The following is a 12,449-nucleotide window of genomic DNA, read 5'->3' as shown; positions in this document are numbered from 1 at the left end:
TTAAACCAAATCGGCAAGCTCTGCGCCTATGCTGCTGCCTATTGCCACACCCATACCGCCAAGTCGTACGCCACAATATACATGGTCGCTCAGTTGCGTTACAATAGGGTTCTTTTGGCTACCCACACCCATAATACCGCTCCAGCGGTGGGCAATTTTTACCTCGTGGTTGGGTACTATCACTTCATGTAAAAGTTGTTCCAAACGGTTTTGAATAAGGGTGGTTTGTGCCAGTTCGGTAGTAGTTTCGCCTTCAAAGTCAAGGTTTCGCCCACCGCCCAGTAATATCCTGTCTTCATAATTACGGAAATAGTAAAACCCTTTGTCAATATGAAAAGTCCCCCTGATGTCAAGGTTGGGTATCGGTTCGGTAATGAGTACCTGCGCACGTGCGGGTTTTACCGCCCCATCGGTTATGCCCGAAGCAAAACCATTGGTAGCAAAAAGCAGTTTCTTAGTTGTAAAACTAAAATCGTTAAGCGCTACGGTAACGCCATCCGCTTTTTCATGATAACCGGTAACGGTTTGGCAGTTTAGTATCAGTATATTGTTTGCAGCAGCTTCTTTCAGGAGTGCCTGCATCATGTTGCCCGTGTCTATTTGGGCTTCGTAGGGATTAAAAATCAGGTATTCGTGTATGCCTTTAAAATCGAAACGGTCGGTTTCCTTAGCAAATACATCATTGCGAAACATGGGGCGAAGCACCTCGTTTACAAACGGGAGTTTGCGCAGGCAATCCTCATACGTTGAGGCATCGTTTTCTAAGAAAAGTTCATAACCGCCGTAGGGCTTATAGTCGATAACGGCATCGCCCAAGCGTTTGCGCAATAGCTGCAACCCGCCCAGACGTTTTTGTATCAGATTAATAACTTCTTCTTCGGTATGATTATTCAGGTCGTCGGCAATTTCCGAAAGGCTGCCAAAACAGGCAAAGCCTGCATTTTTGGTACTTGCGCCTTGTGGTAAGTGTCCTTTTTCAAGTACGAGAATTTTACTGTCAGGGAAGCGTTCGCGTAGGCGCAACGCAGCATGCAGCCCTACTATACCGCTGCCCACAATAGTATAATCTATCCCGCTAAACCAGTTTTTTATTTCCCACCAACTCAGTTTCATCGGGGGAAGATATCGCTGTCGTGGTCGTCATCGTCCATTGCCTCTTCAATAGCTTCCTGTTCGGTAACTTTTTTACCTTTTATGGCATTGAGTATAAGCGGTACGGTAGTTATAGCCACAATGCCTATAATAATAAGCTCTATGTGGGCTTTCAGGTCAATATTAAGTGTTTTCAGAAAAAGCTCATACAGGTAGTGCCCCGCAAATATCAGGGTTATTGCCCACATAAAAGAGCTGAGGATGTTGTAGAACATAAATTTCTTTTTGTCCATTTTTACTACCCCCGCAATAATAGGTGCAAACGTACGGATGATGGGCAGGAAACGGGCAAATATTATAGCCCTGCCTCCGTGTTTTTCAAAAAACTCGTGCGATTGTATCAGGTATTTTTTCTTGAACAAAAAAGTATCTTCTTTTTTATACAGATAGCTACCGCTCCTGTAGCCAAACCAGTAGCCGAAGGTATTACCCAATATTCCGCTTAGGGCTACCAGTACCGATAGTAAAAGTACATTTATAAAATCGCCCTCAATAGGTATAAGAGTTGTCATTAATTCAGTGCTGTATATTCCGGCAAGAAACAAAAGGCTGTCGCCCGGAAGGAAGAAACCTGCAAAAAGCCCGGTTTCGGCAAAAATTATAAACAATACAACATATATCCCTACAGGAACACCACCCAGTTCTAATGTAATATAAAACTCGGGGTTTATAAGTTGCATCCAGTCAAAATCACTCATGTGCTATAGTTAATTGATGTATAAAACTGCTGTTATTTTAAGTTCGTGAAATTAGTTATATTTTTTCAAACCTCTATTAGCTTAACATTTTATAATCACCTTTTGCACAAAAGTTATTTATTTAACACAAACAACAAGTATAAAACTCAAATTTAATCGATAATAATACAATATAGTCAAATATGGGGTGTTAAAGAAATTTGCTACTTTTAAGGCAATCTTATTTTAATGTAAAACCAATGAAAAAACTACTTATTATAACTTTTAGCCTCATGGGATTATCTGCTGCCGCACAACAACACATGACCCCCGAACTGCTATGGAAACTGGGGCGTATAAGTCCTCTTGGTATTAGCAAAGACGGAAAAAATATTGTTTATAAGGTTTCTACCCCCAACATGGAAGAAAACAAACTGGACAGCAAGTTATACAGCATACCTATAAATGGTGGAAAAGCGAATGAAATAGAAGACTATAAGGAACTGGTTGCCGATAAATATATTTCGCCCGATGGTAAGTATATACTGATGCACAAAGAGGTAAAAACCGAAAATGTATATGGTAAAGATTATTACCCGGAACTGGAAAAATCGACCGTACAGATTTATAACGCGCTCGACTATCGCCACTGGGACACCTGGAACAACGGCACACACAACCATGTAGGCTATGCTCCTGTAAACAATAAATACAACTTTACCGATATTATGAAAGGCGAGCCTTATGATTCGCCTCAAAAACCCTTTGGCGGGGAGGAAGATTACACATGGTCGCCCGATGGTAAAAAAATTATTTATGTATCTAAGAAAAAGGCAGGTACAGCCTATGCCACCAGTACCAACACCGACCTGTATGAATATACGCTTGAAAACGGCACTACGGTAAACCTTACCGAAGAAAATGAGGGTTATGATACCCAGCCTGCCTTTTCGCCTAAAGGCGACCTGACATGGCTGCAAATGAAGCGCAATGGTTATGAAGCCGATAAAAACGATATTATAGTACGCCATAAAGGAATGGACATTAACCTTACCGCCGGGTGGGATGGTACAGTTGATGCCTTTACCTGGAGTGAGGATGGCAAAAAAGTATATTTCCTGGCTGCGGTTGATGGTACAAAACAACTGTTTGAAGTAAACTTCCCGGGGCTTACCAAAATAGCGGTAACAGTACAGCAGCTTACTGATGGCTATTGGGATATAAACAGCATAGTAGGTTTTAGCGGCAACAAAGTAATTGTAACCCGCAGCGACATGAACCACGCTAACGAAATATACAGCTACGACCTGAAAAAGAAAGACTGGAAACAAATAACCACCGTAAACGACAATTTGTATAAAGGCGTAGCGATGAGCAAAACCGAAAAACGCTACGTTACCACTACCGATGGCAAAAAAATGCTGGTCTGGATGATATACCCGCCCAACTTTGATGCTTCTAAAAAATACCCTGCCCTGTTGTACTGTCAGGGAGGGCCGCAAAGCGCACTCACGCAGTTTTACTCATTCCGATGGAATTTTCAGGTTATGGCAGCACAAGGTTATATAGTGGTTGCGCCTAACAGGCGCGGTATGCCGGGGCACGGGGTGGCGTGGAATGAAGCCATCAGTAAAGACTGGGGCGGACAGGTTATGGACGACTACCTATCGGCTATAGACGATGTGGCTAAAGAACCGTATGCAGATAAAGCAAGACTGGGAGCGGTAGGTGCCAGCTATGGCGGTTACTCTGTATTTTACCTGGCGGGCATCCATCAAAAACGCTTCAAGACTTTTATAGCCCACGATGGTGTGTTTAACCTGCAAAGTATGTATGGCACTACCGAGGAGGTATTTTTTACCAACTGGGACAGTGGCGGTGCCTATTGGGAGCAAGGTAATGCTGTGGCACAAAAAACATACGACAAGTTTAACCCTATAAATTATGTAGCCAACTGGGACACCCCGATACTGATATTTCAGGGCGACAAAGATTTTCGTGTGCCTATAGGGCAAGGGCAGGAAGCTTTTCAGGCAGCACAGTTGAGAGGCATCAAGAGTCGTTTTATTGTTTTTCCTGACGAGAACCACTGGGTACTGAAACCACAAAACGGAATGGTATGGCAACGCGAATTTTTTAAATGGCTAAAGGAAACTTTATAGAAATTTTACAAATACATAACCTTTAGTAAATTTTATTTATTTTAGCACCCTCAACTTAAACAAAACAAATAAAATTATGAAGAAATACTCATTAAGACCGTTCTTGGTCGCAGCCCTGCTGTTTGCCGGAGTGCAAATGGTTTCGGCTCAGGACTATCTGGTCAATTCTTTAAAGAATAACAAAAGCGAAAACAGTAAAGATTCTTTCGTTTTTACAGATGTTATCAATATCGAGAATACGCCTGTAAAAAGTCAGGGTTCATCAGGTACCTGCTGGAGCTATGCAGCCAACTCTTTCATAGAATCAGAAATGATTCGTATGGGTAAAGAGCCTGTAGAGATTTCACAAATTTATACGGCACGTAATGCTTACATCGAAAAAGGTAAAAACTATGTAAAAATGCATGGTGCTATCACTCTTGGCGATGGCGGTGCGCTGCACGATGTAATCAATATGTATAAAAAATATGGTGCGTTACCGCAAAGCGAGTACACAGGACTGAACTATGGCACTAAAAACAACAAGTTTGCCGAAATGGCTGCCATGAACGAAGGTTTGCTTGCCGCAGTGGTAAAAAACCCTAATGGGGAATTATCGCCAAGCTGGATAAAGGCTTATACTGCCGTAATAGACAGCTATTTGGGCGAAGTGCCCGAAAATTTTACTTATAAAGGTAAAAAATATACTCCGCAAACTTTTGCAAAAGAGGTAATAGGCATTAATGCCGATGATTATGTGGAAATTTCTTCGTTAAAAGAGCATCCTTACTACAGTAAGTTTGTATTGATGGTTCCTGATAACTGGTCGTTGGACATGGTGTATAACGTAAAAATGAACGACCTTACGGATATTATAGATAATGCCCTTAAAAAAGGATACTCTGTAGGTTGGGCAGGCGATGTGAGCGAGAAAGGCTTTAGCTGGAAAAACGGTGTTGCCTATGTGCCTGCAAAGGAGTATGCCGATATGACTGCCGAGGAGAAAGAAAACATCTTTAAAGGGCCACAAAAAGAAATGGAAATAACCGAAGATATGCGTCAGGAAGCATTTGATAACTACAACACTACCGACGATCATGGAATGCATATTGTAGGGGTTACAAAAGACCAAAACGGTAAAGAGTACTACATGATTAAAAACTCTTGGGGTGCAAGCAATGACTACCAAGGGTATATGTATATGAGCAAAAATTTTGTGAAGTATAAAACTACTGCTATACTGCTGCACAAAGGTGGTTTGCCAAAAGATATTGCCAAAAAACTGAATATTGAACAGTAAGTGGTAAGTTTGCAGTATAAATTGAAATTAAGTCCCGTTAAGTATAACACTTACGGGATTTTTTTATTTTATTTGCCTGTCATACAACTTAAATTACCACTATGAGATTACGTTTAATTACCGTTTTTCTATTGCTGTTTGTTTTACCTGTTACAGCACAAAATGACAGTGTCGAAAAATCCTTATTTAATATACAAGCGGGCTTTTTGGGAACTTGGGCAAGCCACGAGGTTGGTTTATCTAACACGATAAGTGTAAAAGGTGAACTAGGGCTTAATGCGGCTATATTTGGAGATTACAACAACTCTGTTGGTTTTTTGCTGGCTCCTGTTATAGGTGTTGAACCCAGGTGGTATTACAACATACATAAACGATTTAATAAAGGTAAACATACCGCAAATAATAGTGCCAACTTTGTTACTCTTGCTTTTACCTATCACCCTGACCTTTTTGTAATTTCGGGTACTGATAACATTTATGTACCGGATCAAATAACCGTTATCCCCAAGTGGGGTATAAGAAGATCTTTATTTAAAAGTAATTTCCATTATGAAGTGGGTATTGGCATTGGTTACAGGCAGTATTTTTTAAAACAATACGGCTATAAAAAAAATGCCGATGAAACAGCTTTGGATTTGCATTTGCGTATAGGATATACCTTTTAAAGCAAAAGGACTGTCTCAAAAGTGCTTAAACAAGCATTTTTGTCATTTTGACAAAGGAAGAATCTCTTGCTTATCAAACAATTGAGATTCTTCACTCCATTGCACCGCGTTCAGAATGACACTTTTGAAACAGCCCCTTTTTATATTTATTTGTCTTCGTAATATTCCTTAAGCAGTTCTTGGTTTTCAGCCCTGCCCGAAGCATACGTTCTGTACTGCGCATCGGTAAGTACCGATTTTAGTTTTTTCTCTCTGTCGGCACTATAGGTTTTAATTTTCTTTTCTCTAGTTGGGTATGATTTTATTGTTTTTTTAGCCTTTATAATATTGTTCAGGTATTCTTTATTTATCTGCAATACTTTATTATACTGCGACTCGTTAAGCCCAAGCTGTTCTTTCATTTTTGTGGTTACGGCTATTGTACCTTCGTCCGCCTTGTTTTGTGCTGCTGCGGTAGTGGTAAACAGTAATAAAAGTAATAGTACGCCTGCTGTTGCCTTTATGGCAGTTACAATTTTGTTCATTTCTTTAATTTGATTTTTTTGGTTATTATGGCAAAAGCCACATACAAAAATATACGATAATTTTAATTGACCTCCTTAAAAATCATTAAATAACGATTATGAAAACACTTCGTATAAAAAAAGCCCGAGCGGTTGCGCGGGCTTAGTTTTATTATGCAGGATCCTTCATTTTAAAAGTTTCCATAAACTTCGTAGTATAATTACCGGCTACATAGTCCGGCTCGTCCATCAACTGCCTGTGGAAAGGTATAGTGGTTTTAATCCCCTCTATTACAAACTCATCCAGCGCACGGCGCATTTTGCTTATAGCCTCTTCCCTTGTTTGGGCGGTAGTTATCAGCTTGGCAATCATAGAGTCGTAGTTTGGCGGAATGGTATAGCCTGAATACACGTGGGTATCCAGCCTTACCCCATGACCTCCCGGCATGTGCAGGGTAGTGATTTTACCCGGCGACGGGCGAAAATCGTTATAAGGGTCTTCCGCATTAATACGGCACTCTATAGAGTGCATTTGCGGCAGGTAGTTTTTACCCGAAATAGGCACACCTGCTGCCACTAATATCTGCTCACGTATCAGGTCATAATCTATTACCTGCTCGGTAATAGGATGCTCTACCTGAATACGGGTATTCATTTCCATAAAATAGAAATTTCTGTGCTTATCTACAAGAAACTCAACCGTACCTGCACCTTCATATTTAATGAACTCGGCAGCTTTTACGGCAGCCTCTCCCATTTTTTCACGAAGCTCGTCCGTCATAAACGGCGAAGGTGTTTCCTCCGTCAGTTTTTGGTGACGACGCTGTACAGAGCAGTCACGCTCCGAAAGGTGACATGCTTTACCGAAAGAATCTCCTACTACCTGAATTTCGATATGGCGCGGTTCTTCAATAAGCTTTTCCATATACATGCCATCATTACCAAAAGATGCCGCAGCCTCTTGTTTGGCACTATCCCATGCTTTTCTAAGCTCTTCTTTTTTCCATACGGCACGCATTCCTTTACCCCCGCCACCGGCAGTAGCCTTCAGCATTACAGGGTAACCAAATTCATCAGCAAGTTTTTCTGTTTGCTCGTATGATTCCAACAATCCGTCAGAACCCGGCACACAGGGTACTCCGGCTGCTTTCATGGTAGCTTTGGCGCTTGCCTTGTCTCCCATTTTGTCAATCATATCAGGCGAAGCACCAATAAATTTAATATTGTGCTCTTGGCATATCTTCGAGAATTTTGCGTTTTCCGAAAGGAAACCGTAACCCGGGTGTATGGCATCGGCATTAGTAATTTCTGCTGCTGCAATAATATTGGATATCTTTAAGTAAGAAAGGTTGCTTGGCGGCGGACCGATGCATACCGCTTCATCCGCAAAACGCACGTGCAAACTCTCAGCATCGGCTGTAGAATATACTGCTACCGTTTTAATGCCCATCTCTCTGCAGGTTCTTATCACGCGCAACGCGATTTCTCCCCTGTTTGCAATTAGTATTTTTTTAAACATTGCTTGAAATTTTAAATGATGAATTTTAAACTTTAAATTACCTTGAATACTGATAATTCAGCATTCATAATTCATAATTCAAAATCCTTACGATGGGTCTATAAGGAATAAAGGCTGATCGAACTCTACCGGAGAAGCATCGTCAACCAAAACTTTTACAACTTTACCTGATATTTCTGACTCTATTTCATTAAACAGCTTCATCGCCTCGATAACACAAACTACATCGCCTTTAGCAATGGTGCTGCCCACTTCTGCAAAAGGAGCTTTATCCGGAGATGGTTTTCTGTATAATGTACCAATCATTGGCGATTTTATAGTAATGTATTTAGCGTTATCATCAGCAGTCTCTGTTGCTGCAACAGGGGTGGCAGGTGCGGCAGGTTGCGGAGCGGCTGCCTGTGGCAACGGCTGTTGGTTTACCGGCACGTGCTGAACATAGGTAGTGGTCTCGCCTGCACCGCTTTCTGTAGTTTTTATGGTGATCTTAAAATCATCCATTTCCAGCTTTACTTCTGTAGCGCCCGACTTAGCTACGAACTTGATTAGGTTTTGAATTTCTCTGATATCCATAATTTTCCGAATTTTGTTTTGTTTGGTTTATTTTTTATCGTACGCCCATTTCAGGTAGATAGACCCCCATGTAAATCCGCCTCCGAAGGAAGCAAATATAAGGTTATCGCCTTTTTTAAACAGGTGTTCGAAATCGTTTAGGAGTAAGGGTAGGGTGGCAGATGTGGTATTGCCGTATTTTTCGATATTTACAAGTACTTTAGACTCGTCAAGATTCATGCGTGATGATGTGGCATCTATAATTCTTTTATTTGCCTGGTGCGATACCAGCCAGTCCACATCCTCATTAGTAAGGTTATTGCGCAACATTATCTTCTCGCTGATGTCTGCCATGTTAGACACCGCATATTTAAAAACGGTTTTACCGTCCTGAAAAACATAATGTTGTTTATTATCAACTGTTTCATGCGATGGAGGTAAAAGAGAGCCTCCTGCTTCTATTTTAAGAAATTCGCGACCTATACCGTCACTTCTTAAAATTTCATCCTGCAAGCCCAAGCCTTCATGATTAGGCTCAAATAATGCCGCACCTGCACCGTCGCCAAAAATAATACAGGTAGCCCTGTCCGTATAGTCTATAATAGACGACATTTTATCGGCGCCTATAAGCAATATTTTTTTATAACGACCGCTTTGTATATAGGCTGCCGCTGTTGACATACCGTATAAAAAGCTGGAGCATGCTGCCTGCAAGTCATAAGCAAAAGCATTTACTGCTCCTATTTGTGTTGCTACATATACTGCGGTTGCTGCAACAGGCATATCGGGAGTTGTTGTTGCCAACAGTACCATGTCGATATCGGCAGGGTTAGTGCCTGATTTTTTCAACAGGTCTTCGGCTGCCTGAATTGCTAAGTATGATGTACCTTTGTTTTTATCTTTAAGAATGCGCCTTTCTTTTATGCCGGTACGAGTGGTTATCCACTCATCATTTGTATCTACCATAGTTTCTAAAACCTTATTGGAGAGTACAAAATCAGGAACATATGCACCAACGGCTGTAATGGCTGCTGTTATTTTATTCATAGGATAAATTTTTCAATCCAAATCACTCGATTTGAAAAGTGGTGGAAATTACAAAAAATTTACAAAAAGGTTCGTAATTAGTTACCTTAAATTAAAACTAAAAGGTGTTTAACAAAAAAACCCCCACTTTAGTGAGAGTTTTTCCTCAATTCTTTATACTAATTAAGCTACTGCTTCTTGTTTGTCTATAACAACCTGACCTCTGTAGTACATTTTACCCTCATGCCAGTAAGCTCTGTGGTAAAGGTGTGCTTCTCCTGTTACAGGACATGTAGCTATCTGTGGTACAGATGCTTTATAATGTGTTCTTCTCTTATCCCTTCTCGTTTTCGATATTTTTCTCTTAGGATGCGCCATTTTACTATATTATTTATCCGTTAATAATTTTTTTAATTCGTCCCATCTTGGGTCTGTTTCATGCTCTTCTTGTTCTTCTTCCTCTTGTGCTTTTGGGGCAAGTTCTTCCAGTTTTTGCAGTATGGCAGTATCCATAGTGCCGTCTGTAAATCCAGGATGTACTCGTTTTGTAGGAACGGAAAGCACTATCATTTCATAAATATACTGTGCTATATCTACCTGATATTCTCCATGCGGCAGTACAAGTATCTCATCGTTCTCATCATTATACTCGTCGCCAAACTTTACCACAATATCCAAAGTGCCTTTTATAGGCAAATCAAAATCTTCATTGCTAAGGTCGCACGGAACATTTACCGTACCCTTATGCTTAAAATGCAGTTCGAGCATGGTGCTTTGTTTCTCCAAAACCAAATTTACCTTGACATTGACATCATTATACTCGTCAAAATCAAAAGCATCAAAGAACGCTTTATTTATATCAAACTCAAACTGGTGTTTACCTTGTTTTAATCCTACAAAGGGGATTAAAAATTCTTTGTTCACTTTCATTGCGCCAGTTTTTTAAAAATTATCAAAACCGCTTTTCACCATCCAAACAGCCGCATATCATTCCGTTACAACAGTTTTGAGCGTGCAAAGATAAAAAATTATTGCAAATTCAAACGTGTTATCAACATTTTTTTGTTTACAACTGTTTCTCTCTGGTTTTCAACGGGTTTTTAGTTACTTCATTATATTCCTGCCTGTGGTTGTATATATCAATAGCAAGATATACCGCCTCTTTAAAAGAGGTTTCATCAGCCACGCCTTTACCCGCTATCTCATATGCCGTTCCATGATCCGGCGATGTGCGTATTCCTTCAAGCCCTGCCGTATAATTTACCCCTTTGCCAAAAGCAAGTGTTTTAAACGGTATAAGCCCCTGGTCATGATATGCTGCTATAACGGCATCATACTTTTCATATTGCCCGCTGCCAAAAAAACTATCGGCAGAGTACGGACCGAAAACCATAACACCTTCTTCAAACAGTTTTTTAAGCGCAGGTTTTACCACATTGTCATCCTCATGCCCTATTACGCCGTTATCGCCACTATGCGGGTTTACACCCAACACAGCAATTTTAGGTCTGTTTATCCTGAAGTCCTGCTTTAATGATTGGTTAACCGTTATTATTTTCTTCCTTATTAAATCTTCAGTAAGGTGTGACGAAACTTCATTTACCGGAATATGATCTGTAAACAGCCCCACCCTAAGGTCGTCCTGCACCATAAGCATCAACGCATTACCATCAAGCTCTTTATCCAGATAATCAGTATGCCCCGGAAACTTAAAATCTTCTGATTGTATGTTATATTTATTAATAGGCGCAGTAACCAGCACATCAATATGACCTGCCTTAAGCGCGCTCACAGCAGCAGTAAACGATTGTATGGCATACTTGCCTACTACTTCGTCATTTTTGCCAAACTCGATATTAACACTCTCCTTCCAGATATTAAGCACATTCAACTTACCCGGCACTATTTGCTCAAGGCTGTCTATGCCATGTACATTGCTGTTAATATTAAGAATTTTCTTTATGAATGAAAGCACCTTTACATTACCAAAAATAACAGGAGTACAAAAATCAAGCATGCGTGCATCCTGAAATGTTTTCAGTATCACCTCGCTACCCACTCCGTTAAGGTCGCCTATAGATACTCCCACAATTACATTCTCTGCTTTTCTTGTCATGATGCTCTTTTATTGCTACTTTTGATTGCACAAATTTAGTAAAATAAATCAAGGATGTTTACAGGAATCATTGAAACCTCAGGAATCATTAAACAAATATCGAAAGACGGCAGTAATATTAATGTAACTATAACCAGTACAATTACTCATGAGCTTAAAATAGACCAAAGTGTATCGCATAACGGCATCTGCCTGACAGTAGTAGCCATAGACGATAATAGCTATACTGTAAATGCCATTAAAGAAACGGTTGACAAAACCAATTTAGCCTATTGGAAAGTGGGCGAGAGCGTAAACCTGGAAAGAGCCATGAAACTGGGCGACAGGCTGGACGGGCATATAGTGCAAGGGCATATAGACCAAACAGCGGTATGCAAAAGCATAGAGGAAGCGAACGGAAGCTGGTATTTTACCTTTGAATATAATAACGCACAAAATAATATTACTATCGAAAAAGGCTCGATAACCGTAAACGGAGTGAGCCTTACCGTAGTAAATTCAAAAGCTAATGAGTTTAGCGTAGCGATAATACCCTATACCTACAAACATACCAATTTTAAAGACTTTAAAGTGGGCAGTATCGTAAACCTGGAGTTTGACGTAATAGGCAAATATGTAGCAAGGTTACAAGAACTGAGAAGTTAAAAAATTCCTCATTAAACCAAAAAAGTAAGGGCAGCCAATCGGCTGCCCTTACTTTTATATAAGTGAACAGAATAACTTATCGTTTCAGCGAGAAGTGCGCCTTAAATTCTCGAGTAAGCTCTAAGGGTACTTCCACCATAATCGGTTCATTGG

The 12,449-nt window shown here is 40.4% G+C and carries 13 protein-coding genes; 4 read left to right on the top strand and 9 right to left on the bottom strand.

Annotation, left to right across the window (positions count from 1 at the left end; genetic code table 11):
• Together E0W68_RS13530 and E0W68_RS13525 are read right to left on the bottom strand one after the other, a co-directional pair.
• The gene (locus E0W68_RS13530; protein WP_135219979.1) at positions 1 to 1,113 is read right to left on the bottom strand and encodes an NAD(P)/FAD-dependent oxidoreductase; all 1,113 of its coding nucleotides are present in this window, start codon (positions 1,111 to 1,113) and stop codon (positions 1 to 3) included.
• Entirely contained in the window at positions 1,110 to 1,850 is a 741-nt protein-coding gene (locus tag E0W68_RS13525; protein WP_135219978.1) for a DedA family protein, read from the bottom strand. The genes E0W68_RS13530 and E0W68_RS13525 overlap by 4 nt, the downstream gene beginning before the upstream one ends.
• Before the next feature lie 239 nt (positions 1,851 to 2,089).
• On the opposite strand from E0W68_RS13525, the gene E0W68_RS13520 reads away from it, so the two are divergent.
• The 3 genes from E0W68_RS13520 to E0W68_RS13510 all read left to right on the top strand — a co-directional run bounded on the left by E0W68_RS13520 (position 2,090) and on the right by E0W68_RS13510 (position 5,935).
• The gene (locus tag E0W68_RS13520; RefSeq protein WP_135219977.1) at positions 2,090 to 3,991 is read left to right on the top strand and encodes a S9 family peptidase; all 1,902 of its coding nucleotides are present in this window, start codon (positions 2,090 to 2,092) and stop codon (positions 3,989 to 3,991) included.
• A gap of 76 nt (positions 3,992 to 4,067) precedes the next feature.
• Complete coding sequence (locus E0W68_RS13515; protein ID WP_135219976.1) at positions 4,068 to 5,270, top strand: C1 family peptidase; 1,203 nt, start codon at positions 4,068 to 4,070, stop codon at positions 5,268 to 5,270.
• A gap of 101 nt (positions 5,271 to 5,371) precedes the next feature.
• Positions 5,372 to 5,935 (top strand): hypothetical protein, encoded by a 564-nt coding sequence (locus E0W68_RS13510; RefSeq protein ID WP_135219975.1) that lies wholly within the window; start codon positions 5,372 to 5,374, stop codon positions 5,933 to 5,935.
• A 146-nt stretch (positions 5,936 to 6,081) separates the two neighbouring features.
• On the opposite strand, the gene E0W68_RS13505 is transcribed toward E0W68_RS13510, so the two are convergent.
• The 7 genes from E0W68_RS13505 to pdxA form a co-directional block, all read right to left on the bottom strand.
• Positions 6,082 to 6,459, bottom strand: coding sequence for a hypothetical protein (locus E0W68_RS13505; RefSeq protein ID WP_135219974.1), 378 nt, complete (start codon positions 6,457 to 6,459; stop codon positions 6,082 to 6,084).
• Positions 6,460 to 6,610: 151 nt separating this feature from the next.
• Positions 6,611 to 7,957 carry an acetyl-CoA carboxylase biotin carboxylase subunit gene (accC, locus tag E0W68_RS13500; RefSeq protein ID WP_135219973.1) on the bottom strand — a complete coding sequence of 449 codons (1,347 nt, stop codon included), beginning with the start codon at positions 7,955 to 7,957 and terminating at the stop codon, positions 6,611 to 6,613.
• An 87-nt stretch (positions 7,958 to 8,044) separates the two neighbouring features.
• On the bottom strand, positions 8,045 to 8,530 hold the full coding sequence (gene accB / locus E0W68_RS13495) for an acetyl-CoA carboxylase biotin carboxyl carrier protein (protein ID WP_135219972.1): 486 nt from the start codon (positions 8,528 to 8,530) through the stop codon (positions 8,045 to 8,047).
• A gap of 27 nt (positions 8,531 to 8,557) precedes the next feature.
• Positions 8,558 to 9,556, bottom strand: a complete 999-nt coding sequence (locus E0W68_RS13490) for a beta-ketoacyl-ACP synthase III (protein WP_135219971.1) — start codon at positions 9,554 to 9,556, stop codon at positions 8,558 to 8,560.
• Positions 9,557 to 9,718: 162 nt separating this feature from the next.
• Positions 9,719 to 9,913 (bottom strand): 50S ribosomal protein L32, encoded by a 195-nt coding sequence (gene rpmF, locus E0W68_RS13485; RefSeq protein ID WP_035133354.1) that lies wholly within the window; start codon positions 9,911 to 9,913, stop codon positions 9,719 to 9,721.
• A 9-nt stretch (positions 9,914 to 9,922) separates the two neighbouring features.
• Positions 9,923 to 10,465, bottom strand: coding sequence for a YceD family protein (locus E0W68_RS13480; RefSeq protein ID WP_135219970.1), 543 nt, complete (start codon positions 10,463 to 10,465; stop codon positions 9,923 to 9,925).
• A 136-nt stretch (positions 10,466 to 10,601) separates the two neighbouring features.
• Positions 10,602 to 11,651 carry a 4-hydroxythreonine-4-phosphate dehydrogenase PdxA gene (gene pdxA / locus E0W68_RS13475; RefSeq protein ID WP_135219969.1) on the bottom strand — a complete coding sequence of 350 codons (1,050 nt, stop codon included), beginning with the start codon at positions 11,649 to 11,651 and terminating at the stop codon, positions 10,602 to 10,604.
• A 54-nt stretch (positions 11,652 to 11,705) separates the two neighbouring features.
• Between pdxA and E0W68_RS13470 the strand changes: the two genes are divergently transcribed.
• Positions 11,706 to 12,296: a riboflavin synthase gene (locus E0W68_RS13470; RefSeq protein ID WP_135219968.1), complete on the top strand. Its 591-nt coding sequence runs from the start codon at positions 11,706 to 11,708 to the stop codon at positions 12,294 to 12,296.
• The last annotated feature ends 153 nt before the right edge of the window (positions 12,297 to 12,449 follow it).

Source organism: Flavobacterium salilacus subsp. salilacus (assembly GCF_004634195.1).
Lineage (GTDB): Bacteria > Bacteroidota > Bacteroidia > Flavobacteriales > Flavobacteriaceae > Flavobacterium > Flavobacterium salilacus.
This window is presented reverse-complemented; position numbering and strand designations above follow the sequence as displayed.